At 67.9% G+C, this 22,544-nt stretch carries 20 protein-coding genes and 1 tRNA gene; 9 read left to right on the top strand and 12 right to left on the bottom strand.

The features are described 5' to 3' along the window. Positions 1-84 precede the first annotated feature (84 nt). Entirely contained in the window at positions 85-1,203 is a 1,119-nt protein-coding gene (locus ACZ9GM_RS03910) for an isocitrate/isopropylmalate family dehydrogenase (RefSeq protein ID WP_476037306.1), read from the bottom strand. Between the two features lie 51 nt (positions 1,204-1,254). Here ACZ9GM_RS03910 and ACZ9GM_RS03905 point away from each other — a divergent pair, with 51 nt between their 5' ends. Further along, positions 1,255-2,268: a DUF368 domain-containing protein gene (locus tag ACZ9GM_RS03905; protein ID WP_476037305.1), complete on the top strand. Its 1,014-nt coding sequence runs from the start codon at positions 1,255-1,257 to the stop codon at positions 2,266-2,268. A gap of 31 nt (positions 2,269-2,299) precedes the next feature. Continuing rightward, on the top strand, positions 2,300-3,007 hold the full coding sequence (locus ACZ9GM_RS03900; RefSeq protein ID WP_476037304.1) for an MgtC/SapB family protein: 708 nt from the start codon (positions 2,300-2,302) through the stop codon (positions 3,005-3,007). A gap of 40 nt (positions 3,008-3,047) precedes the next feature. On the opposite strand, the gene polA is transcribed toward ACZ9GM_RS03900, so the two are convergent. Continuing rightward, positions 3,048-5,753 (bottom strand): DNA polymerase I, encoded by a 2,706-nt coding sequence (polA, locus tag ACZ9GM_RS03895; RefSeq protein WP_476037303.1) that lies wholly within the window; start codon positions 5,751-5,753, stop codon positions 3,048-3,050. A 109-nt stretch (positions 5,754-5,862) separates the two neighbouring features. Here polA and ACZ9GM_RS03890 point away from each other — a divergent pair, with 109 nt between their 5' ends. Then, positions 5,863-6,543, top strand: coding sequence for a TetR/AcrR family transcriptional regulator (locus ACZ9GM_RS03890; RefSeq protein WP_476037302.1), 681 nt, complete (start codon positions 5,863-5,865; stop codon positions 6,541-6,543). Between the two features lie 31 nt (positions 6,544-6,574). After that, positions 6,575-6,651: transfer RNA gene (locus tag ACZ9GM_RS03885), tRNA-Leu, on the top strand. A 12-nt stretch (positions 6,652-6,663) separates the two neighbouring features. Here the strand turns inward: ACZ9GM_RS03885 and ACZ9GM_RS03880 are convergent. After that, the gene (locus ACZ9GM_RS03880) at positions 6,664-7,926 is read right to left on the bottom strand and encodes a glutaminase (RefSeq protein WP_476037301.1); all 1,263 of its coding nucleotides are present in this window, start codon (positions 7,924-7,926) and stop codon (positions 6,664-6,666) included. Between the two features lie 44 nt (positions 7,927-7,970). Between ACZ9GM_RS03880 and ACZ9GM_RS03875 the strand changes: the two genes are divergently transcribed. From ACZ9GM_RS03875 to ehuA, 3 genes are read left to right on the top strand one after another with little or no spacing between them, the layout of a single operon-like run. Next, the gene (locus ACZ9GM_RS03875) at positions 7,971-8,918 is read left to right on the top strand and encodes an ABC transporter substrate-binding protein (RefSeq protein ID WP_291475041.1); all 948 of its coding nucleotides are present in this window, start codon (positions 7,971-7,973) and stop codon (positions 8,916-8,918) included. Continuing rightward, positions 8,915-9,886, top strand: coding sequence for an amino acid ABC transporter permease (locus tag ACZ9GM_RS03870; RefSeq protein WP_291475043.1), 972 nt, complete (start codon positions 8,915-8,917; stop codon positions 9,884-9,886). The genes ACZ9GM_RS03875 and ACZ9GM_RS03870 overlap by 4 nt, the downstream gene beginning before the upstream one ends. Continuing rightward, the gene (gene ehuA, locus ACZ9GM_RS03865) at positions 9,886-10,662 is read left to right on the top strand and encodes an ectoine/hydroxyectoine ABC transporter ATP-binding protein EhuA (RefSeq protein ID WP_291475045.1); all 777 of its coding nucleotides are present in this window, start codon (positions 9,886-9,888) and stop codon (positions 10,660-10,662) included. Before ACZ9GM_RS03870 ends, ehuA begins: the two co-directional genes overlap by 1 nt. Positions 10,663-10,912: 250 nt before the next feature. On the opposite strand, the gene ACZ9GM_RS03860 is transcribed toward ehuA, so the two are convergent. Then, positions 10,913-11,290 (bottom strand): hypothetical protein, encoded by a 378-nt coding sequence (locus ACZ9GM_RS03860; RefSeq protein WP_291475047.1) that lies wholly within the window; start codon positions 11,288-11,290, stop codon positions 10,913-10,915. A gap of 72 nt (positions 11,291-11,362) precedes the next feature. On the opposite strand from ACZ9GM_RS03860, the gene ACZ9GM_RS03855 reads away from it, so the two are divergent. Both ACZ9GM_RS03855 and ACZ9GM_RS03850 read left to right on the top strand, forming a co-directional pair. Next, positions 11,363-12,727, top strand: coding sequence for a DUF4921 family protein (locus tag ACZ9GM_RS03855; protein ID WP_291475049.1), 1,365 nt, complete (start codon positions 11,363-11,365; stop codon positions 12,725-12,727). 21 nt (positions 12,728-12,748) lie between these two features. Next, positions 12,749-13,984, top strand: a complete 1,236-nt coding sequence (locus ACZ9GM_RS03850) for an amidohydrolase (protein WP_291475050.1) — start codon at positions 12,749-12,751, stop codon at positions 13,982-13,984. On the opposite strand, the gene ACZ9GM_RS03845 is transcribed toward ACZ9GM_RS03850, so the two are convergent. From ACZ9GM_RS03845 to ACZ9GM_RS03810, 8 genes are read right to left on the bottom strand one after another with little or no spacing between them, the layout of a single operon-like run. Next, a complete protein-coding gene (locus tag ACZ9GM_RS03845) occupies positions 13,966-14,889 on the bottom strand; it encodes a patatin-like phospholipase family protein (protein ID WP_291475052.1) in 924 nt (307 codons plus the stop codon). The two genes, ACZ9GM_RS03850 and ACZ9GM_RS03845, sit on opposite strands and share 19 nt — an antisense overlap. Positions 14,890-14,907: 18 nt before the next feature. Next, on the bottom strand, positions 14,908-16,344 hold the full coding sequence (pyk, locus tag ACZ9GM_RS03840) for a pyruvate kinase (protein WP_291475054.1): 1,437 nt from the start codon (positions 16,342-16,344) through the stop codon (positions 14,908-14,910). 34 nt (positions 16,345-16,378) lie between these two features. Continuing rightward, positions 16,379-17,326, bottom strand: a complete 948-nt coding sequence (gene lgt, locus ACZ9GM_RS03835; RefSeq protein ID WP_476037300.1) for a prolipoprotein diacylglyceryl transferase — start codon at positions 17,324-17,326, stop codon at positions 16,379-16,381. Positions 17,327-17,331: 5 nt separating this feature from the next. Then, the gene (gene trpA / locus ACZ9GM_RS03830) at positions 17,332-18,105 is read right to left on the bottom strand and encodes a tryptophan synthase subunit alpha (RefSeq protein ID WP_291475058.1); all 774 of its coding nucleotides are present in this window, start codon (positions 18,103-18,105) and stop codon (positions 17,332-17,334) included. Beyond that, a complete protein-coding gene (trpB, locus tag ACZ9GM_RS03825; protein ID WP_291475060.1) occupies positions 18,105-19,424 on the bottom strand; it encodes a tryptophan synthase subunit beta in 1,320 nt (439 codons plus the stop codon). The genes trpA and trpB overlap by 1 nt, the downstream gene beginning before the upstream one ends. 39 nt (positions 19,425-19,463) lie before the next feature. Continuing rightward, positions 19,464-20,267 (bottom strand): indole-3-glycerol phosphate synthase TrpC, encoded by an 804-nt coding sequence (gene trpC / locus ACZ9GM_RS03820; RefSeq protein WP_291475062.1) that lies wholly within the window; start codon positions 20,265-20,267, stop codon positions 19,464-19,466. Positions 20,268-20,313: 46 nt separating this feature from the next. Next, positions 20,314-20,997, bottom strand: a complete 684-nt coding sequence (locus tag ACZ9GM_RS03815) for a TIGR02234 family membrane protein (protein WP_291475064.1) — start codon at positions 20,995-20,997, stop codon at positions 20,314-20,316. Continuing rightward, positions 20,994-22,541 carry an anthranilate synthase component I gene (locus tag ACZ9GM_RS03810; protein WP_476037299.1) on the bottom strand — a complete coding sequence of 516 codons (1,548 nt, stop codon included), beginning with the start codon at positions 22,539-22,541 and terminating at the stop codon, positions 20,994-20,996. The genes ACZ9GM_RS03815 and ACZ9GM_RS03810 overlap by 4 nt, the downstream gene beginning before the upstream one ends. Positions 22,542-22,544: the final 3 nt, after the last annotated feature.

The following is a 22,544-nucleotide window of genomic DNA, read 5'->3' as shown; positions in this document are numbered from 1 at the left end:
CATCACACGGCCGCACGACTTCCCCGACGTTGCTCCGCGACCTCAAGGATCGTGCTCAGAAGTTCATGTAGAGGCGCGTAACGTTCAGTACCCTACACCAGGGCCCGCTAGCAGTGCAAACACCGCTTCCGAGTACTCCGTGGTGGATGCTGGTGAGGTCGCCGCAGACGTCCCACCGACCACCTCCGCCACATCCGCGGTCGGGCGTCCCAGCATCGCCTCGCGGACCGCCGCTGACAGTCGTTCCCCTGCGGCGGGGAACCCCAGATGACGCAGCAGTTGTGCCGCCGAGTTCATCAGACCCGCCGGATTCGCCACCCCTGCCCCGGCAATGTCGGGGGCCGACCCGTGTGCCGCCTGGGCCATGGCCCGGCGTCCGCCCGCGTTGATGCTGCCCGCGGTACCCAGCGACCCGCCGAGCGCCGCGGTGAGATCGGAGAGGATGTCCCCGAACATGTTCTCCGCGACGATCGTGCGGTGCTCGCCCGGGCAGGTCACCAGGTCGGCGCACAGGGCGTCGATGTGCACCGGACGCAGCACCACCCCGGTGGATGCCGCGACCTGCTCCGCCTCCTCCAGGTACATCCCCGAGGTCCGGGTGAGCACATTCGACTTGTGCGCCACAGTGAGGACGCCACCACGACCCATCGCCACAGCTGCGGCGTACTCCGTGATCTGGCGCACCTTCGCACGCGTGAACACCCCGACCGCCAGTGCGACATCCTCGGTGACGCGCAGGTCACCGGAGCCGGCGTACATGTTCCGGTCGGCGTACATGCCTTCGGTGTTCTCCCGGACGACCACCACGTCCAGGTCCGGGGTCACTGATCCGGGCAGTGCCTGCACCGGGCGGACATTGGCCCAGAGGTCAGCTGACAGGCGCAGCTCGGCGGAAGGATTGCGCTGCGCCCGGGCTTCGGGCGGGTAGGAGACATTGTCGTGCGGTCCGAGAACCCAGCCGTCGAGGCCACGCACCGTCTCCATCGCCTGTTCCGGGGCCACCTGTCCGGTCGTGGCGAAAGCCTCCGCGCCGAGCAGCAGCGGCTCCCAGTCGACGGTCACGGCGTCCGGCATCAGTGCCAGCTCTACCGCCCGCCGCGTCGGCGGCGTGATCTCGGGGCCGATCCCCTCCCCGTCCCAGTACCCCAGCCTGATGCTGCGGGGAGTCACGGGAGGAACGGGCTGCGGTGTGAGGTCGGTCATGGCGGCCATGATAGTGGTCGGACCCCGCCGGAGGATACGATGGCCGGTACCATGACCACAGTGAACGAGAGTAACGATCCGGGCGCTCGCTCCGGCGCCCACCAGCCCGCTTTCCCGCCCACTCCCCGCACTCCCGGGAACATCGCCTTCAACGCGGTACGCGGTGGCCTCATCGGCTCCGCCGAACTGGTCCCGGGCATCTCCGGCGGCACCGTCGCGCTGGTGACCGGCGCCTACGAACGCGTCCTCTACAACGCCAACCGTCTGCTCGACGGGGTGAAGGTCTGGCCGAAGGACCGGGCTGAGGGCGTGCGCCGGATGAAGGCCGTCGACTGGACGATGCTGCTGCCCATGGGCATCGGCATGGTCCTCATGGTCTTCGCCCTGGCCGGCGTCATCGGCGATTTCGTCGAGGACCACGAGATCCCCTCCCGTGCCCTGTTCCTCGGCATGGTCACCGTCTCCCTCGCCGTCCCGCTGCTGATGATCGACTGGGCGGACCTGAAGAAGCGGTTGCCCGTCGCAGTCCCCCTGTTCCTCATCGGAGCCGCCTTCACCTTCATCGCCACCGGCTTCTCCGCCTCCGACAACGACAACCCCAGCAAGCTGCTCGTGTTCATCGCCGCCGCCGTCGCCGTGTGCGCGCTGATCCTGCCCGGTGTCTCCGGTTCCTTCTTCCTCTACGCGATCGGCATCTACACCGCCACGCTGGACGCCGTCAGCGACCTCGATCTCGGCTACATCGCCGTCTTCGGTCTCGGCGCCCTCACCGGCCTGGTGCTGTTCGTCCGGGTCATGGAGACCCTGCTGACCCGCGCCCGCACCCTCACCCTGTTCACCATGACCGGCATGCTGCTCGGTTCACTGCGGGCCCTGTGGCCCTGGCAGGAAGGCGAGGAAGGCGAGACCGTCACCCTGCTCGCCCCCGGCGACCAGACCGGCCTGGCGATCCTGCTCTTCATCGTCGGCGCCGCGGTCGTCGGCGCGATGGTCGCCGTCGAGCAGGTCATGAAGCGTCACCGCGAGGCCGCGCGGGCCGACCGGAGCACCGTCACAGAGGGGTGAATCCGTGGTGACCGTCGCGTAATCTGACGTCATGGTTCCCCTGGCGACCGACACCTTCGCGGGGCAGGGCACCGGACAGATCGCCCTGCTTCTGCTGGCGTTCGTCCTCAGCACCCTCATCGGGTTGGAACGACGTCTCCGCGGACGCAACGCCGGACTACGCACACAGGCCATCGTCGGCACCTCCTCGGCCCTGTTCGTCCTGGTCGGCAAGTACGGCTTCAGTGACATCCTCGGCGACCACGTCAGTTTCGATCCCTCCCGTATCGCCGCCGGCATCGTCTCCGGCATCAGCTTCCTCGGCGCCGGACTGATCCTCACCCGCCGCAACACCGTCCTCGGCCTCACCACCGCCGCGAGCGTGTGGGAGACCGCCGCGATCGGTACCGCCGCCGGCGCCGGACTCTGGCTGCTGGCCCTGACGGTCACCGTGCTGCACTTCGTCATCACCTACGGGCTCCGGGCGCTGTCGCGCATCCTCCCCGGCGGCGACTCGCGTGTCCAGATCAGCGTGGTCTACGACGACGGCAGAGGTCTGCTGCGGGGCATACTCACCGCCATCACCGACCACGGCTGGTCCGTGCAGGAGGCCGGCCAGCGCACCGACCTCGACGACGACCGGACCGGCCTGCACCTGGGCCTCACCGGCCGTCACTCCCCCGACGACCTGGTCGCCTCCCTGTCCGGCATGCCCGGGGTGCAGTCGGTCCGTGTCCTCACCGAGGAGGACGACGACTGAACCGACGCCCCCGGTCAGTGCCCCCGGTCAGTGCCCCCGGTCAGTGCCCCGCAGTGTCCCAGTCCTCCCCGACGCCGGTGGAGACGTCCAGCGGGACCCGCAGATCCGCGGCACTGTCCATCTGCTCCCGCAGGATCTCCGTGACGACCTCCTGCTCCCCCTCGACGACCTCGACGACGAGTTCGTCATGGACCTGCAGCAGGACACGGGACGCCAGGTCCCGGCGCGTGAACTCCGCGTCCACCCGCAGCATCGCCCGCTTGATGATGTCCGCGGCGGTGCCCTGGATCGGCGCATTGAGTGCGGCACGACCGGCGGCCTCGGCGGCGACCCGGTTCGAGGAGTTCAGCTCCGGCAGGTAACGCCGGCGCCCGTAGAGCGTCTCTGTGTACCCGGTCTCCTTGGCGTGGGCGACGACCTCGTCGAGGTAGCGCTTCACCCCGCCGAACCGCTCGAAGTAGTTGTCCATGATCTGCCTGGCCTCGCCGGCGGAGATCCGCAGCTGCTGGGACAGGCCGAAGGCACTCAGACCGTAGACCAGGCCGTAGCTCATCGCCTTGACGCGGCGACGCAGCTCCGGGGTGACCTGCTCGACCGGAACGTCGAAGACCTTCGAACCGACGTAGTTGTGCAGGTCCTCCCCCGCCCGGTACGCCTCGATGAGTCCCGGATCCTGGGACAGGTGCGCCATGACGCGCATCTCGATCTGCGAGTAGTCGGCGGTGATGAGGGTTGCGTAGCCGGTGCCGACACGGAAAGCCCCGCGGATGCGGCGTCCGGCCTCGGTGCGCACCGGGATGTTCTGCAGGTTCGGGTCGGACGAGGACAGTCTCCCGGTCGCCGCCCCGCGCTGGTTGAAGGTGGTGTGGATGCGTCCGTCATCGGAGACGGCCTCGACAAGCCCGTCGATGGTGGACTTCATCTTCTGGTACTCACGGTGCGCCATGAGATGGCCGAGGAAGGGATGAGGGTGGGACGCGGCGAGCTTCTCGAGCTCACCGGCGGCCGTGGAGTACCCGGTCTTCGTCTTCTTCGTCTTCGGCAGTTCCAGGGTCTCGAAGAGGACTTTCTGCAGCTGCTTCGGGCTCGACAGGTTCAGGGTGTCGTCCCCGGCGATGGACCGGGCCTCGGCGATTTCCGTCTCGATCTGCACGCCGTACTCGTCGGAGAGGTCCCGCAACGACGCGGCGTCCACCGGGATTCCGGTCGCCTCCATCTTCGCCAGCACGGTGGCCAGCGGCACCTCCAGGTCGAGGTAGAGCTCCATGGCGCCGATCTCCGCCAGTTCCGGGGTCAGCGCCGCGACGAGTTCGGCGGTCGCCTGGGCGCACACCGCGCCCGGCGCGTCCGCGGCGATCTCGTGACCGACATGACGCTGCACCACGTCGGAGAGGTCCCCGGTGCGCAGGTCGGGACGCAACAGGTAGGCGGCCAGGGCCGTGTCCTGCTCCACACCGGCGAGCACCAGACCGGAACCGTTGAGCTTGTGCCACTCCGCCTTGGCGTCATGCACCCATTTCGGGGCACCCCGGTCAGCGAGCCAGTCCCGCAGGGTGGCTTCGTCGGCGGGGTCCTGGTCGGTGAGGTCGATGTCCACCGCGTGCAGTGCACCGTCCTCACCCACCACAGGGTCGAGCAGGGCGATGCGGTCGGCGCGTCCACCCGCGGGCGTCCCCACGCCCGTGACGGTGACCGCGAGCGAACGGTGCACCGCAGTATCCCCCGCGGGACGGTTGACCTTCCAGCCCGCGTGCTTCGTCAACCACGTGGCGAGCTTGCCGACGGCAGGTGCGTCCATGGTCAGGGCGGCGGCCTCGCCGTCCTCGAACTCCACGCCGAAGGTACGGAAGGCGCGGTTGCGCAGCGTGGTGCCGAACTGGAGGGCCTCGAACATGTCGAGGGACGCCGTGGGGTCCGGCGTACCGGGCGTCAGTGCCTCCAGCTGCCCCGCCTCCCCGAGATCGAGGTCACGGACCATTTCGGTGATGTTGCGGGCCAGCAGGACGTCGGCGAGGTGGTCCCGCAGGTTCTGACCGACCTTGCCGCCGATCTCATCCTTGTGCTCGACGACGCCGTCGAGACTGCCGTAGCCGGTGATCCACTTCTGCGCGGTCTTCGGGCCCACGCCGGGCACACCGGGCATGTTGTCGGAGGTGTCACCGCGTAGCGCGGCAAGGTCGGGGTACTGCGTCGGGGAGACGCCGTACTTCTCCTCCACCCGGGCCGGGGTGAACCGGTCGAGTTCGGAGACGCCCTTGAGGGTGTACAGCACGGTGACGTCCTCGGTGACGAGCTGGAAGCTGTCGCGGTCACCGGTGCAGATCAGCACCCGCATCCCGGCCGCCGCCCCGCGCGTGGCGAGCGTGGCGATGATGTCGTCGGCCTCATAGGCCTCCTTGGTCAGCGTGGTCACGCCGAGGGCACGCAGGGTCTCCTGGATCAGCTCCACCTGGCCGTGGAACTCCGGCGGGGTGGAGGGACGCTGCGCCTTGTACTCCGGGAAGGTCTCGGAGCGGAACGTCGGACCGGACAGGTCGAAGGCCGTGGCGATGTGGGTGGGGTGCTCATTCTCGACGAGGCCGAGCAGCATCCCGAGGAAGCCGTAGACCGCATTCGTGTGCTGGCCACCGGTCGTGGAGAAGTTCTGCGCGGGTAGCGCGTAGAAGGCCCGGAACGCCAGGGAATGGCCGTCCAGGAGCAGCAGGGTGGGGCGTCCGGAAGCGGTCGAGGGGGCGGCGTCAGTCATGGAACCTTCCTGCATGCGGGCATGTCGGGATCGGGGCGGGAGACGGAATGTGGTCTTCACTACCCCGGCGATCACCTCGCCGGGGAGTCTGCGGGTTATCCTAGTCGCCATGACTGACCAGACTTCGAGGGCCGGAGGCCCCCGGCAGACGAATGTCGTCGGCATCCAGAACAAGCTGCCGCCGCGTCGCCGGTCCGTGGACACCCGCCGGGAGATCCTTCTCGCGGCCCGCAAGGTGTTCTCTGAGCGCCCCTACGCTGAGGTCTCCCTCAAGGAGATCGCCGCGGACGTGGGGGTGAGCGCTCCGCTCATCATCAAGTACTTCGGGACCAAGGAGAATCTCTTCGAGTCCCAGCTGGACTTCTCCGCGACCGCGGGCCGCCTCAACGAGGTCCCTTTCGGTGAACTCGGCCAGCACCTCACGCGTGTCGCGGTGACGTCGCCGGCGGACTCCCCGAATTCGATCGTGCACCGGCTCGCCGACTCCGGCGGTAACCGCCACATCGTCGACGCCATCGGCCGGGTCTACCGTGAGCAGGTCGTCGACTGGCTCGTGAAGAAGATCGAGGAGGAGTCCCCCAGTCCGGACGCCGAGACCGCCGATTCCGGGATGGACGCCGAGACCCGGGCGGAGGCCGCGATGTCCATGCTCGCCGGGCTGTCCCTGATGCGCCGCCTGGTGACCGAGGACTACTTCAAGTCCGAGTCTGACCGGGTCGACGCCTTCGTCGCCTACTACGGCTCCCTGATCCAGGGGGCGCTGGACGGCGACGCCGGTTCCGTCCAGTAGGATCAGTCGCTGTCGCCGACCGCGGCAGTTTCCCCCAGTAGCCCAATTGGCAGAGGCAACGGATTCAAAACCCGTCCAGTGTGAGTTCGAGTCTCACCTGGGGGACCACGTCAGTCCGCCTCAGACCTCGTCGTCTGAGGTCTCCACACTCGTGCCGTCGTCCATGGTGCGGTCACCGAGCAGTCCGTCCGGGTCGATGACGCCGATCCGGTGACCGTCCTCCCGGATGCGCCGAAGTCCCTCCAGCACCATGGAGCGACCGAATCCGTCGACGTCGGTGACCCGACGCATGTCCACCACCACCCGGTTCGTCTTCAGCTCATGGCCGGCGACGGTGGCCAGGAAGTCCTCGGCACCGGTGAATCCGAGACCTCCCTGCAGCCGGATGGCGGTGACGAGACCACGCTGCCGGATGCTGCGCACCGCCGAACCCCGGGCCGGCACCGCGGACATCAGGTGCAGTCCCATGTCCTCCGACATCCTCCGGAAGATCTCCGAGCCCCGGACGCTGTTGCCCGAGGCGTCCAGCCGGGGCGAGAAGGTGGCGATACCGAGCTGCCCGGGCAGGGTGCCCATCAGGCCACCGGCGACACCGGATTTGGCAGGGATACCGACACCGGCCATCCACTTCCCCGCCCCGTCGTACATGCCCGCCGACGCCATCACGGCCTGCACCTGACGGCACACCCGCGGATCGAGGACCTGCTCACCGGTGACCGGCTGGCGTCCGCCCAGAGCCAGGGTCGCGCCCATCACCGCCAGGTCCTTCACCGTGACGAGAACCGAACACTGACGGACGTAGCCGGTGACGGCGTCCTGCGCGGAATCCTCGATGACCCCGTAGCTGCGGAGCATGTGCGCCAGCGCGAGGTTGCGGTCGGCGGTCGCCAATTCGGAACCGGTGACGCGATCGTCGATGTGCAGTTCCCGGCCGGCCAGTCGGGAGAAGTAGTCCAGCAGCAGCTCGACGCGGGCCTCCACGGAGGAATCCTCGCCGTTGATGAGCTGGTTCACCGCGATGGCACCGGCGTTGATCATGGGGTTGACCGGACGGTGCGTCCCGCCGTCGAGGGAGAGCTCGTTGAAGGCCTCACCGGAGGGTTCCATGCCGACCGTTGAGAGCACCTTCTCGACCCCCGCCTCCTGCAACGCCACCGCGTAGGCGAAGGGCTTGGAGATCGACTGGATCGTGAACTCCCGCTCGTCGTCGTTGTCCGGGCCTCCGGCACTGTAGACCCGTCCCGCCGCCGTGCAGAGGGCGACCGCCAGGGGTTCCGGATCGGCGGCGGCGAGCTCCGGGATGTAGTCGGCGACGGCACCGTCATCGTGAGGGCGGACGTCGTCGAGGATGTCGTCGAGGTAACTTCTCAGCGGGATCTCCATGGTGACCGAGGGTACAGATCCCCGCGTCCCCTAAGATCAGGGCCATGACAACCCCCACAAGCTCCCGACGGAGTCGTGCGGGGCGGAGGAGACACCGACCCACCAGATCGGTCATCGCGGCAGTCGCCCTGACGGCGTCCGTCGCAGGTCTCACCGCCTGCGTGACCAACACGGAGTCCGCGAACCCCGACGGCTGGGTGGACACCCTGCCCGACCCGGTCCCCGAGCTCCAGGCCCTGCTGCCCGACCGGTACCTCAACGGAGGCACCCTGCGGGCGAGCACGAATCCGACATTCCCGCCGAACCAGTTCAAGGACCCGGACGGCAACATCATCGGTTTCGAGGTAGACCTGGTCAACGCCACCGCCGCGCTGCTGGGCCTCGACGTGACCTTCCGCCAGCAGGACTTCAACCTGATCCTCCCGTCCATCGACGGCGGCACCGTGGACATCGGTGTCTCCGGATTCTCGGACACCGAAGAGCGGCAGAAGAACTACGACTTCGTCGACTTCTACACTTCCGGCATCTCCTGGGCAACGACCCCGGGCAAGACCGTGGATCCACAGGACGCCTGCGGGCTTTCCGTCGCCGTGCAGAAGGGCACCTACTCCGATACCGACGATGTGCAGGTCAAGGCCGATGAGTGTGAGGCGTCCGGGAAGCCGGAGCTGACGAAGCTGGTCTATGACTCGGCGAATGCGGCGTCCACGGCCACGGCCCTGGGCCGGGCGGACGCCATGAGCTCGGATTCGGCGGTCACCGACTTCGCCATCCAGCGTTCCGAGGGGAAACTCGTCCCTGCCGGCGACGCCTTCGACACGACCCCCTTCGGCTGGGCCTTCGCCAAGAACTCCGACCTGGTCCCGGTCTTCGCCACCGCCCTGCAGTACCTCATGGACTCGGGTGACTACGAGGACATCCTCACCCCGTGGGGCCTGACCGACGGCATGATCGACACCGCCACCGTGAACACCAAGGAGATTGAGCAGTGAGCACACCAGACACCCGCCCCGTCGGGACCCGTCCGGTCGACAACGAGGTCGTCCCGCTGCGTCATCCCGGGCGCATCATCGCCGCGGTGATCCTGCTGGCGCTCGCAGCCTGGATCATCATCGGCGCCCTGACCAAGGACGCCTACGGCTGGGACACCTACCTCGACTATCTCTTCGACAGCCGGATCGCCGAGGCGGCGCTGCACACCCTCGCACTCACTGTGCTGGCCATGGCCATCGGCATCGTCCTGGGCGCGGTCATGGCTGTGCTGCGGATGTCGCCGAATCCGGTGATGCGCGGCTTCTCCTGGGTCTACCTCTGGGTCTTCCGCGGGACGCCGGTCTACGTCCAGCTGGTGTTCTGGGGTCTGCTCGGCTCGATCTACCACAGCATCAACGTCGGATTCGCCGAGGTGAGCGTCGAAGGCTTCCTGAAGAACTTCTTCGTCCTCGCCTTCGTCGGCCTGGGGCTCAACGAGTCCGCCTACATGGCCGAGATCGTCCGTGCCGGCCTGCAGTCCGTGCCCGAAGGACAGACCGAGGCCTCGAAGGCCCTGGGCATGACCTGGTGGCAGACCATGCGCCGCACCGTGCTTCCCCAGGCGATGCGGATCATCATCCCGCCGACCGGCAATGAGCTGATCAGCATGCTGAAGACCACCTCGCTGGTCATCGCGGTGCCTTACGCCGGGGAGATCTACGGCCGGTCCACCGACATCGCCTACGCCATGTTCGACCCGGTGCCGATGCTGCTCGTCGCGGCGACCTGGTACCTGGCGATCACCTCGATCCTCATGGTCGGCCAGCACTACCTGGAGAAGTACTACTCCCGCGGTTCCTCGCGCACGCTGACCAGCCGTCAGCTCGCCGCCATGACAGACGCCGAGGGCATCCCCCCGGCCAACGTGAAGATCGTGGGCCCCGGCACCCCGGGTGTCTCCGACGATGACAAGAAGGGAAACCTCTGATGAGCAGCACAGACACCCCGATGATCGCCTTCCGTGACGTCTGGAAGCGCTTCGGTTCCCTCGATGTGCTCAAGGGCATCGACTTCGATGTTCCCGCCGGATCGGTGACCTGCCTCATCGGTCCGTCCGGCTCCGGCAAGTCCACCCTGCTGCGGTGCGTGAACCATCTGGAGCAGATCGACGCCGGACGCATCGAGGTCGAGGGCGACCTCATCGGCTACCGGAAGAAGGACGGACGGCTCTACGAGATCTCCGAGCGGGACGCCGCAAGGCAGCGTGCCGGTGTCGGTATGGTCTTCCAGTCCTTCAACCTCTTCCCCCACCGCACGGTACTGGCCAACATCACCGAGGCCCCGGTGAAGGTCAAGGGCGAGTCGAAGGTGGAGGCCGAGGCGTACGCCCGCGAGCTGCTCGACCAGGTCGGCCTGGCCGACAAGGCGGACGCCTGGCCGGTCCAGCTCTCCGGCGGTCAGCAGCAGCGCGTCGCGATCGCCCGTGCGCTGGCGATGCGTCCGAAACTGATGCTCTTCGACGAACCGACGTCCGCGCTGGACCCGGAGCTCGTCGGTGAGGTGCTGGCCGTCATGCGCCGGCTGGCAGATGACGGCATGACGATGCTCGTGGTCACCCACGAGATGGGCTTCGCCCGGGAGGTCGCCGACCAGGTGGCGTTCATGGCCGACGGCCGCATCGTGGAACACGGACCGGGTCGCGAGGTCATCAGCAATCCGAAGGAGGAACGCACCAGGGCGTTCCTGTCGAGCATCCTCGACTAGTTCCCCTTTCCCCGGTGCTACTCCCCACAGTGGCAGCGGTCGACATCAGGGACCCCGGCGAGGGCTTCCTCGATATGCTCACCGCATCCTTCCCAAGTGGGCTCCCCGCAGGTGGGACAGGTGATTCTCCGGCACATGGTGACTCCCGCAAGCTGACGTCGGGGCAGCCTCTCCACCCCTTCGGTACCCCAGGGGGTATCTGTAAACATACTGTACCCCACGGAGTACCCGAGAGCCACACTCCCGACTCTCAGGGCCGTACGTCGACGTGCCAGGGCACCCGGGGCCTGCCCGGGTCATCGAGGATCTGCTGGAACAGTGCCTCAGCCGGCTGCTGCTCCCGCTCGGTGAGCACCTCCGACAGGCGCATGGACAGCCCGCTGATGCTGCCCTTGTGTTCCTTGACGTCGAAGACCAGGGCGGCGGGTTCGGGGGTCTCCTGGGTGAGGTCGACGAAACCGTAGTCCTTCCACACCCCCTCCAGGCTGGGATCCTTGGTGACATCGGTGCGGACGTCCAGGTCAGCGGTGAGAACGTCGGCGTTGGCTGCGAGAAGCTGGCGGAAGTCTTCGCTGATCTCCGAGCGCTGCTCCGGAGTCGCGAGGATGCTGAACACGATCTGTGGCATGGGACCCAGTAAAGCACCCCTCACCTACGCCTGCCAGGGACACCCGGAACATCAAAGGGTTACCCTGTACGTGTGATTGGTCACTCCCCGATGAACCCGGCACCCGTCCCACCGCTCACCACGCTGCCCGACGGCACGATCAAGCAGGTCAACCCGTTCTCCGGCACCGAGGTCTGGACCGTGCCCGGTCGCGCGCACCGCCCGGTCCCCCACCACGGCCCCGCGGCATTCGCGGTCACGGAGGACAACCGGGATACCCAGACCGACTTCGGCATCGGCAACAAGCTGAAGACCACGCCGGAGAAGGCCCGCATGGTCATCGACGACAACGGCGAGCCCCGCATCCTCCGCGGCCTCACGGTCTCACAGCTGGAGGAAACCGACCCGTTGTTCCGCCGGGTGGCGAACCTCTACGAGATCCTCACCTACAACTACTGGACGGTGAACTACGGCCACCGGATGGACGCCACCGCCGCCCGCCACATGGCCGAGTACCTCGCCGAGGATGCCGGGGTTGAGCACGTCGCGGCCCTGCTGCGCACCAAGATGGAGCGCGCCGGCGTCCCCGGGGAAGAGATCGATGATGTCTTCAGTGACGAGAAGCTGTTCCAGACCGTCCATGAGAAGAGCGGCGCGTTCTTCGGCGGCGGCCATGACGTGATCCTCGCCCGCGACCACTACATCCCCGGCGCCACGAGCAGTGACCAGCTCTGCGGTTCAGGTGACCTCGGCTGGGAGACCCACCGCCTCTACATCGCCTTCACGGTGGACGCCATGGACCGTCTGTACCGCGCCAACCCCTACGTCCGCTACGTCGCGGCTTTCCAGAACTGGCTGGCTCCGGCGGGCGCGAGCGTCGAGCACCTGCACAAGCAGCTCGTCGCCATCGACGAGCACGGTCTGCAGAACGAGACGGAGATCGCCCAGGTCCGCAGCAACCCGAACATGTACAACGAGTGGGCGGTGGACTACGCCGGCCACCACAACCTCATCTTCGCTGAGAACGACCACGCCATCGCCTTCGCCGGGTTCGGTCACCGCGGCCCGACCCTGGAGGTCTTCTCCAAGTCGGCTACCACCGAACCCTGGCTGATGAATGACGAGGAACGCGACGCGGTCTCCGACCTGGTCCACGCCTGCCACGTCGCCGCCGGCACGGAGACCCCGTCCAACGAGGAATGGCTGCACCGTCCGCTGGACGTCGACGTGCCCATGCCGTGGCGCATCGTCATCAAGTGGCGCACCTCCACCCTGGCCGGCTTCGAGGGCGGCACGAAGATCTTCATCAACACCGTCTCCCCGAAGGCCCTCAAGGAGCAGGTCCTGGCCGCGCTGCTCGCCGCCCGGGAGGAGGGGCGCCTCGCCCCGGGCCTCCGGCTGGGCAACGAGTGCGTCTTCCAGCGCAACACGTTGAAGTACAACCCGGCCGTCCGCTGACCCGGGGATAGGGTGGAGGCCATGAGCACCCTCCCCGATATCGCCGAGTTCATCGCCGATCCCGGCGTCGACCAGTCCTGGACGGACAGTTTCTACACCTGGATGCACGAGCATCCCGAACTGTCCGAGCAGGAGTCGCAGACCGCGAAGCACATCCTGTCCCGCCTGGCGACCATGGACTGCGAGGTGACCCACGACATCGGTGGTCACGGCATCACCGCGGTCTGGCGCAACGGCGAGGGCCCGACGGTGCTCTACCGGGCGGACTTCGACGCCCTGCCCGTCACCGAGACCACCGGGGCGTCCTACGCCTCGAAGAACCCGGGCGTGATGCACGCCTGCGGGCACGACGTCCACACCACCGGGCTGATGGCAGCCTGCGAGATCCTCGACGCCCGCCGGGACGTCTGGTCCGGCACCTTCATCGCCCTGTTCCAGCCGGCCGAGGAAGTCACCCGGGGCGCCTCGTCGATGATCGACGACGGTCTGGCGGAGAAGATCCCCGCCCCGGATGTCTGCCTGGGCGCACATGTCTACCCCGGCCCCTCAGGCACCGTGTACTCCGCCGCCGGCCCCGTGATGGCGGCCTGCGACACGATCACGGTCACCCTCCACGGCGTCTCGGCGCACGCCTCCTCCCCCCACAACTCGATCGACCCGACGTATCTCGCGGCAATGATCGTGGTACGGCTGCAGGGCATCGTCGGCCGTGAGATCGCCGCCGAGGACTTCGGCGTGGTCTCCGTGGGGACGCTGAGTTCGGGGCACACGAACAACACCATCCCCGATGTGGCCACCCTGGTGCTCAACTGCCGGTTCTACGACACCAAGGTGCGCGACCGGACCTACACCGCCATCGAACGCATCGTCCAGGCCGAGTGCGTGGCCTCCGGTACGCCGGCACCGGCGGACATCGTCTACTCGGCCCACGGTGAGCTCACCGACAATGACGCCGAGGTCCATGACGTGGTCCGCCCCGTGCTGGACGCCGTCTTCGGCGAGGATTCCGCCGACGCGCCCCGGTGGACCGCCTCCGAAGACTTCTCGGAGATCCCCCGGCACTTCGGGGTGCCCTATGAGTTCCTGCTCATCGGCTGCACCGACCGCGCCGTCTGGGACGCCGCGGTGGAGGCTGACCGGGTCAACCAGGATGTCCCCACCAACCACTCCGGCAACTTCCTCCCGACGAAGGAGTCCGTGCGCACCACCGCGGACGCCGCCACCGCCGCACTGCTGGCCTACCTCTGGAGGGAGTGAACCGGCGCGTCGGCGCCGAGGAACCCGGCCCACTCCGGCCACTGGCGCAGCGCCTGCGCCACGCCGGTGTACATGGAGCTGCGCAGCACCCGGATGTCACGCTCGGTGGAGCTGACCAGGCGGGTGGAGTCCTCCGGGAAGACCAACACCGCTTTCCCCTGTGCCTCCAGCTCGTAGAGCCGCTCCATCGTCGCGTTGTACCGCTCGTGGCGGGTCACCATCGCGTCCGCCAGTCCGGGCCAACGGCGCAGAAAAGCCTTCGTCAGCCGCGGCCGGGAAATCCCGTCCTTGAAGTAGCCGCGCGGCTGGGTGAGCACGGCGAAGAACCGGTCGTAGCCGTCAGCCTCCGCCGCATCCAGCGGAACGCCGCCGGAGGATCCGAAGGCACCGTCGGCATAGGGCACCCCGTCGATCCGCGGCACCGGCATCGCGAACGGGATCGTCGAGGACGCCCGCACCCGGATCAGGAGATCCGAGGCCTCGGCAATGTCCTCGAGTCCCCAGTAGACGCCCTCGCCGGTGTCCGCCCGGGTCGCCCCGATCCGGAACTGCGTCGGGGATTCCGCCACCAGACCGAAGTCATAGGGTCGCGGCAGATTCATCCCCGGGGCACGGCCGTAGATGTACTCGGCGTTGAAGAAGCCCCGCCCCCGCAGCAGGTGGCTCCAGCCACCGAACTCCGGCTCCAGGACGAAGTCGACGAAGTTCCGGCGCAGCCGGTCCCGCTCCCCCGTCAGGTAACTGACCAGGTGACTGGCACCGGCGGAGATGCCGCCGGCCCAGCCGAACTGCACCCCGTGTGACATGAGCACGTCGACGACCCCGGCGGAGTACGCCGCCCGCATTCCACCTCCCTCGAGGAGGAGTGCTGTATCGTGTGCCGTGATGACGGGGGAACTGGCCATGGAACTCCTGACTGTGGGCTACTGCTTGTCCGCCGGGGGCACGGTGAGGTCCTCACCGAGCAGGTGGACGTGGATCATATTGGTGTTGCCCTCCACTCCGGGAGGGGAACCGGCGGCGATGACGACCAGGTCATCGTGGTTGAAGTCCGGCTCGGCGAGCAGCAGGCGGTCGACCTCCTGCATGATCTCGTCGGTGGTGTGCACCGCCTGGGTGAGGAAGGTCCGTGCGCCCCAGGTCAGGGAAAGCTGGTTGCGCACCTCCTCGGAAGGGGTGAACACCAGCAGCGGTAGCGGGGACCGGAGCCGGGCGATGCGGCGGGCCGTGTCACCGGAAGCGGTGAAGGCGATGAGGGCGCGGGCGTTGAGCCGCTCCCCCACATCCTTGGCTGCGTAGCTGATCACGCCACGCTTGGTGCGCGGCGAGTGACTCAGCGGCGGCACCTCACCGTCGATCTCGGCGGCGAGCACGATGCGTGCCATGGTCTTCACCGTGCCGACCGGGTACTTGCCCACCGAGGTCTCACCGGAGAGCATGACGGCGTCCGCACCGTCGAGCACAGCGTTGGCGACGTCGGAAGCCTCCGCACGGGTCGGCCGGGAGTTCTCGATCATCGAGTCCAGCATCTGGGTCGCGACGATGACCGGCTTGGCGTTCTCGCGGGCGATCTGGATGGCCCGCTTCTGCACCAGCGGCACCTCCTCCAGCGGCACCTCGACACCGAGGTCACCACGGGCGACCATGACGGCGTCGAAGGCCAGGATGATTGGCTCGAGGGCGTCGACCGCCTCGGGCTTCTCCAGCTTCGCGATGACCGGGACGCGGCGTCCCTCCTCGTCCATGATCTCGTGGACGAGCTCGACGTCGGCCGGGGACCGGACGAAGGACAGGGCGATGACATCGGCACCCATTTTCAGGGCGAATCGCAGGTCGTCGATGTCCTTCTCGGACAGGGCAGGCACGGAGATGTCCATGCCGGGCAGGGAGACACCCTTGTTGTTGGAGACCGGGCCACCCTCGGTCACCTCGCAGATCACGTCATTGCCTTCGACGGACTTGCAGACCAGGCCGACCTTGCCGTCGTCGACGAGCAGGCGGTCGCCGGGCTTGGCGTCCCGCGCGAGCTGCTTGTAGGTCGTCGAGACGCGGTCATGGGTACCGGGCACGTCGTCGACGGTGATGCGGATCTCCTCCCCGTCGGCCCAGTAGGTCTTCTCCTCGACGAACCGGCCGAGCCGGATCTTCGGTCCCTGCAGGTCAGCGAGGACGCCGACCGGCTTGCCGGTGGCCTCGGAGGCCGCCCGCACCCACTCGTAGTTCTGTTGGTGGTCCGCGTGCTCGCCGTGGGAGAAGTTCAGGCGGGCCACGTTCATCCCGGCGTCCACGAGCTCCCGGATCCTGTCCTGGGAGGCCACCGCGGGGCCGAGGGTGCATACGATCTTGGTTCGTCTACTCACGGTTCCCGAGGATAGCCCTGCGCCCTGGTGGACGCTACTGAGGGGCGGCCTCAGTACCGTCCTGTGCCTGTTCTTCCAGGCTCCCTTCAGCGTCCTCCTCCGGCTCCCCCACCGGACGCCCGGCATTGACCTCTGCAGGGGCCTCCCGGGTCCGCTTCCGGGTGGCGATGAACAGCGCCACCGCGCAGACGAAGACCACGGCGGAGGTCACCGAGTTGATGCGCACGTCACCGAAGACGGTGGTCGCCTCATCGGTGCGCAGCAGCTCGATGAAGAACCGGCCGAAGGTGTAGCCGGCGACGTAGAGCATGAACACCCGGCCACCGCCGAGCCGGAACCGGCGGTCGGCCCAGACCAGCAGGGCGACGACGAGCAGGTTCCACACCAGCTCATAGAGGAAGGTCGGCTGGACGGTCTGCAGCACGAAGCCGTCGGAGACGCCGTCCATGTTGCTGATGTTGCCGTTCTCGTCGACCCGTCGGTAGATCTCCAGCGCCCAGGGGGCGTCGGACTCCCCGCCGTAGAGCTCCTGATTGAACCAGTTACCCAGTCGGCCGATGGCCTGGGCCAGCAGGATCGGCGGGGCGACGGCGTCCGCGAAGGGCGCCAACGGCAGCTTCTTGTACCGCAACACCCCCCACACGGCCAGGCCGCCGAAGACGACCGCGCCCCAGATACCGAGGCCACCGTTGGTGATGTTGAGGGCGTCCGTCCACTCCTTCCCCTCACCGAAGTACTTGTCGTGATCGGTGATGACGTGGTAGACGCGACCACCGATGATGCCGGCCGGAACTGCGGCGATCGCACAGTCGATGACGGTGTTCCCGTCACCACCACGGGCGACATAGCGACGCACCGTCCACCACACGGCGACGATGATGCCGACAAGGATGCACAGGGCGTAGGCCCGCAGGGTGATCGGACCGAGGTGCCAGACGCCCTGGGGCGGAGACGGGATGGCTGCCAGGTTCGTGACGGTCATCGATGTCACCGCCGGACGCCGTCGTACAGGTCAGCAGCGAGGGCGTCGAGCACCTCGGTCCCCTGCCCTGCGGCGGTGATCAGTGCGGAACCGACGATGACGCCGTCGGCGTAGTCGGCGATGGCGGCCGCCTGGTCACCGTTCTTCACACCGAGGCCCACAGCCACCGGCAGGTCGGTGGCCGAGCGGACCCGGTCCACCACGCCACGGGCGTCGGTGGAGACGTCCTCCTGGGCACCGGTGACGCCCATGTGCGACTGAGCGTAGATGAACCCGCCACCGGCGCGCACGGTCATGTCGAGACGCTCCGGAGTGGTCGAGGGAGCCACGAGGTAGACATTGTCGAGGCCGTTGGCCGCACAGGCGGCGTTCCAGCGCTCCGACTCCTCCGGCAGCAGGTCCGGGATGATCGAGCCGAGTCCACCGGCGGCGGCGAGCTCCTCGGCGAACTTCTCCGGGCCGTACTGGAGGATCGGGTTCCAGTAGCTCATGATCACGGCGTTGCCGCCGGCGGCGACGACCGCGTCGATCACACGGAAGGTGTCGCGGACGCGGAAGCCGTTGGACAGTGCCTCGGTACCGGCGGCCTGGATCGTCGGACCGTCCATCATCGGGTCACTGAACGGGATTCCCACTTCGACGAGGTCCGCGTAACGGGACAGGGTCGTCACGTTGTCCAGCGAGGCGTCCACCGTGGGGTAACCGGCGGGAAGGTAGCCGACGAAGGCGGCACGACCCTCGGCGCGCGCCGAGGTGAAGATGTCGGACAGGGCGCTCATCAGTTGTTCTCCTCGGTGCCGTTCTCGTCAGGATGCATGTTGAACCACTTCGCGGCGGTGTCGACGTCCTTGTCGCCACGGCCGGAGACGTTGACGATGAACACCGGCTCCTTACCGTCGGCGGGGGTGCGGGTACCGTCGGAGTACTCGGCGGCCGCCTTCACCGCCAGCGCGACGGCGTGCGCGGACTCGATCGCCGGGATGATGCCTTCGGTGCGGGTCAGCAGTCGGAATGCTTCCATGGTCTCGGTGTCGGTGATCGGCAGGTACTCCGCCCGACCGATGTGGGAGAGGTAGGAGTGCTCCGGGCCGACGCCCGGGTAGTCCAGTCCGGCGGAGATCGAGTGGGACTCGATGATCTGGCCGTCCTCGTTCTGCATCAGGGCGGCGAAGGAGCCCTGGAAGACCCCCTCGGACCCGACGGTGATGGGGGCGGCGTGGCGACCGGTCTCCACACCGTCGCCGCCGGCCTCGGCGCCGAGCAGTGCGACAGACTCATCGTCGATGAAGCGGTGGAACAGGCCGATGGCGTTCGAGCCGCCACCGACGCAGGCCAGCACGGCGTCCGGCAGGCGTCCCTCGGCGGCGAGGATCTGCTCGCGGGCCTCGACACCGATGACGCGCTGCAGGTCCCGGACCATCTCCGGGAAGGGGTGCGGACCGGCGGCGGTACCGAAAGCGTAGTAGGTGTCCTCGGCGTGGGAGACCCAGTAGCGCATGGCCTCGTTGATCGCGTCCTTCAGTGTCGCGGAACCGACGGTGACCTCGATGACCTCCGCGCCGAGCAGACGCATCCGGGCGATGTTGAGTGCCTGACGCTTCGCGTCGACCTCACCCATGTAGATCCGGCAGTTCAGCCCGAGCAGGGCACACGCGGTGGCGGTCGCGACACCGTGCTGGCCGGCGCCGGTCTCGGCAATGACGTTGTCCTTGCCCATCCGCTTGGCGAGCAGGACCTGGCCCAGCACGTTGTTGATCTTGTGCGAGCCGGTGTGGTTCAGATCCTCGCGCTTGAAGTAGACCTTCGCACCGACGGCCTTCGAGAAGTTCGGGCCGTAGTACAGCGGAGACGGACGGCCGGTGTAGTTCCGGTGCAGGTCGTCGAGGGCCTCGAGGAAGGTCGGGTCGACCCGGGCCTTGCCCCAGGCGTCCTCGATCTCGGTGACGACGGCCATGAGGGCCTCTGGGATGTAGCGTCCGCCGTAGTCCCCCCAGTGGCCGCGCTCGTCGGCGTCGTGGGCGGTGGGGGTCGCGATGACCTCACCGGCTGTCGGGAGACCCAGGGGGCTATTCGCGGATTCAGTACTGGGAGTGCTCACGGGGTCCGACTGTACCCTGCGTCACCCACGTGCCTACCGTCAGGCGCGCGGGAAGGCGGGGTGCTGTCCGGCGGCCACCAGTGAGCGGCAGGCCTGGCCCGGGTTCGGCGCGGTGACCAGACCTTCGCCGACGAGGATGGCGTCCGCCCCGCCCGCGGCGTAGGCCTGCAGATCGGTCTTGGACTTCACGCCGGACTCGGCGACCTTCACGATCCCCTCGGGGATGACCGGGGCGATCCTGCTGAACACGGTCGTGTCGACCTCGAGGGTCTTGAGGTTCCGGGCGTTGACGCCGATGACTTTCGCACCCACGGCGACGGCCCGCTCCGCCTCTTCCACGGTGTGGACCTCGACCAGTGCGGTCATGCCCAGGGATTCGGTGCGGTCCAGCAGGGCGGCGAGCTGGTCCTGCTCGAGGGCGGCGACGATGAGCAGGATGACGTCCGCACCGTGTGCCCGGGCCTCATGGATCTGGTACGGGGTGGTGGTGAAGTCCTTGCGCAGCAGGGGGATGTCCACGTTTGCCCGGACCTTGTCGAAGTCGGCCAGGGAGCCGTGGAAGCGTCGCTCCTCGGTGAGGCAGCTGATCACAGCGGCTCCGTTGGTCTCGTAGGCCTTGGCCAGTACCTCCGGCTCCGGAATCTCCGCCAGGTGCCCCTTCGAGGGGCTTGCACGCTTGACCTCGGCAATGACGCTGACAGAGGGAGCGGAGAGGGCGGCGAGGGCGTCCAGGGGCGCAGGGGCGTCCAGGGCACGGGCCTTGATGTCGGAGAGAGGGACCTCAGCCTCGCGGCGGGCGGTGTCCGCCAGGACACCGGCGATGATCTCGTCGAGCACAGTCATGGCGTAATGGTAACCGCCCGTGACGCCCGCCACTCAATCAGGCCGCTCAATCGGGCCGCTTGCCGGCCTCGTCACGGTCCGTCGGGTCCACTCCCGCGTCGAGCGCGTCCCACAGGACGCGTCCGGAGCCGGGTTCCTCGTTGAGATCCTCGACGACGCCCTCGCGACGTGCCTCCGGGGTCTCGTAACGGCTGTGACCCTGCCGGGCCTCCCCCGGCTTCATCGCCAGCAGGACGCCGCCCACCACGCCGCACGCCGCGGCCAGCAGTGCCAGCACCACCGGGAAGGTGTGGACGGAGGCGTCGGTGACCGTCGCCCAGTCCGAGATCTGCACCGGGTCGGTCGACTTCTGCGTCGCGGCACCGGTGGTGAGCAGCTGCTGGGCACGGTCCAGGTCCGGGTCACCGCCGAGCAGCATCACCGCGGCGAATCCGGCGATCGCGGCCAGCGCAGCGCTGATCCCGCCGAGGACGCGGCGCGCCATCGGCGCCAGCGCGAACGAGAGGATCATCGCGGCGAGCATTGCCAGCGCCAGCGGGGTGCCTGCGGCGTCCCACACCCGGCCGATGATCTGCTCGGTGGATTCACCGGTCTTGTCGTCGACGACGGACGCCGTCAGCCAGGTCATCTGGCCGGTGCCCCACAGACCCGCCGCGCTGAGCACGGTGAGGGACAGGGCGAGGTTGCGTCCGTTGAGCCGCTTCTTCACGGCGTCCTTCGCGGGGGTCATCGATCCACCCCCACCGGTCGGACGGTCTCGGCCGCGGCAACCGCACGCAACACCGCCAGGGCCTTGTTCCGGGTCTCGGTGTCCTCGGCCTCCGGGTCCGAATCCGCGACGATACCGCCACCGGCCTGGACGAAGACGGTGCCGTCCTTGTAGAGGCCGGTACGGATGGCGATGGCCTGGTCGGTGTTGCCGGAGAAGTCGAAGTAGCCCACGGTGCCACCGTAGACTCCACGCCGGGTGTCCTCCAGTTCGTCGATGATCGCCAGCGCAGAGGGCTTCGGCGCGCCGGACAACGTCCCTGCCGGGAAGGTCGCGGCGAAGGCGTCAAGGGCGGTCTTCCCCTCGGCGAGGCGCCCGGAGACACCGGAGACCAGGTGCATGATCGCCGAGTACTTCTCGACGTGGCGGAAGTCGTGGACGGCGACGGTACCGGGCTCACACACCCGGCCGAGGTCGTTGCGTCCCAGGTCGACGAGCATGAGGTGCTCGGAGTTCTCCTTCTCGTCGGCGAGCAGCTCCTTCTCGAGCAGGTCATCCTCCTCGAAGGTCCCGCCACGAGGACGCGAGCCGGCGATCGGGAACGTCGTCACCCGGCCGTCCTCGACCTGGACCAGGGACTCCGGCGAGGAACCGATGATCTGGAAAGCAGTCCCGGAGAAGTCGTCGGAGGGGACGTTGACCAGGAACATGTAGGGGCTGGGGTTGGCGACACGCAGCATCCGGTAGATGTCGGTGCCGGGGACCTGAGTGTCCATCTCGAAGCGCTGCGAGAGCACGATCTGGAAAGCGTCACCGGCGCGGATATGCTCTTTGCACAGACCGATGCGCCGGAGGTGTTCCTCCTTGGCGCGCTGACGCCTGGGCTCCGGAGCCGGGGTGGAGAAGGTCACGGCCGGCAGTGTGGACGGAGTGGCCAGACGCCGTTCCATCTCGTCGATGCGCTCGACGGCGCCTGCGTATGCCTCGTCGATCCGCTCGTCGGAACCGTCCCAGTTCACCACGTTGGCGATGAGCCAGACGGTGCCTTCGTGGTGGTCGACCACGGCCACATTGTCCACCAGCATCTGCACCATGTCCGGTACCTGCAGGTCGTTGTCGCAGGTGTCCGGCAGGTCCTCGATATAGCGGACCATGTCATGGCCCATGTACCCGACCAGGCCGGAGCTCAGCGTCGGCAGTCCGGGCAGCGGCTCGGTGTGCAGCACCTCCAGTGCGTGACGCACCGCCTCGATCGGGTCGGTCGGTCCGTCGACGAGATCGGACGGCGCGGCACCGGTCCAGTGCGCCTCACCGTCACGGGCGACAAGGGCGCAGCGTGCCCCGGTGCCGATGAAGGAGTGGCGGGACCAGGACTGGCCGGGGGCCGCGGACTCGAACAGGAAGGTGCCCGGTCGGTCGGCGGCCAGTTTGGTGTAGGCGCTCAGTGCGCTCTCCCCGTCGGCGAGGACCTTCTTGACGACGGGGACGACGCGGTGACGAGCGCCCAGGCGGCGGAAGGTCTCCAGCGACGTGATCTGGTACGGGTCGGACTCAGCAGTAGTCATCAC

This window comes from Corynebacterium sp. UD i78 (genome assembly GCF_056280545.1).
Note: the sequence above shows the minus strand (reverse complement) of the source record. Positions and strands in the feature narration are given on the sequence as shown.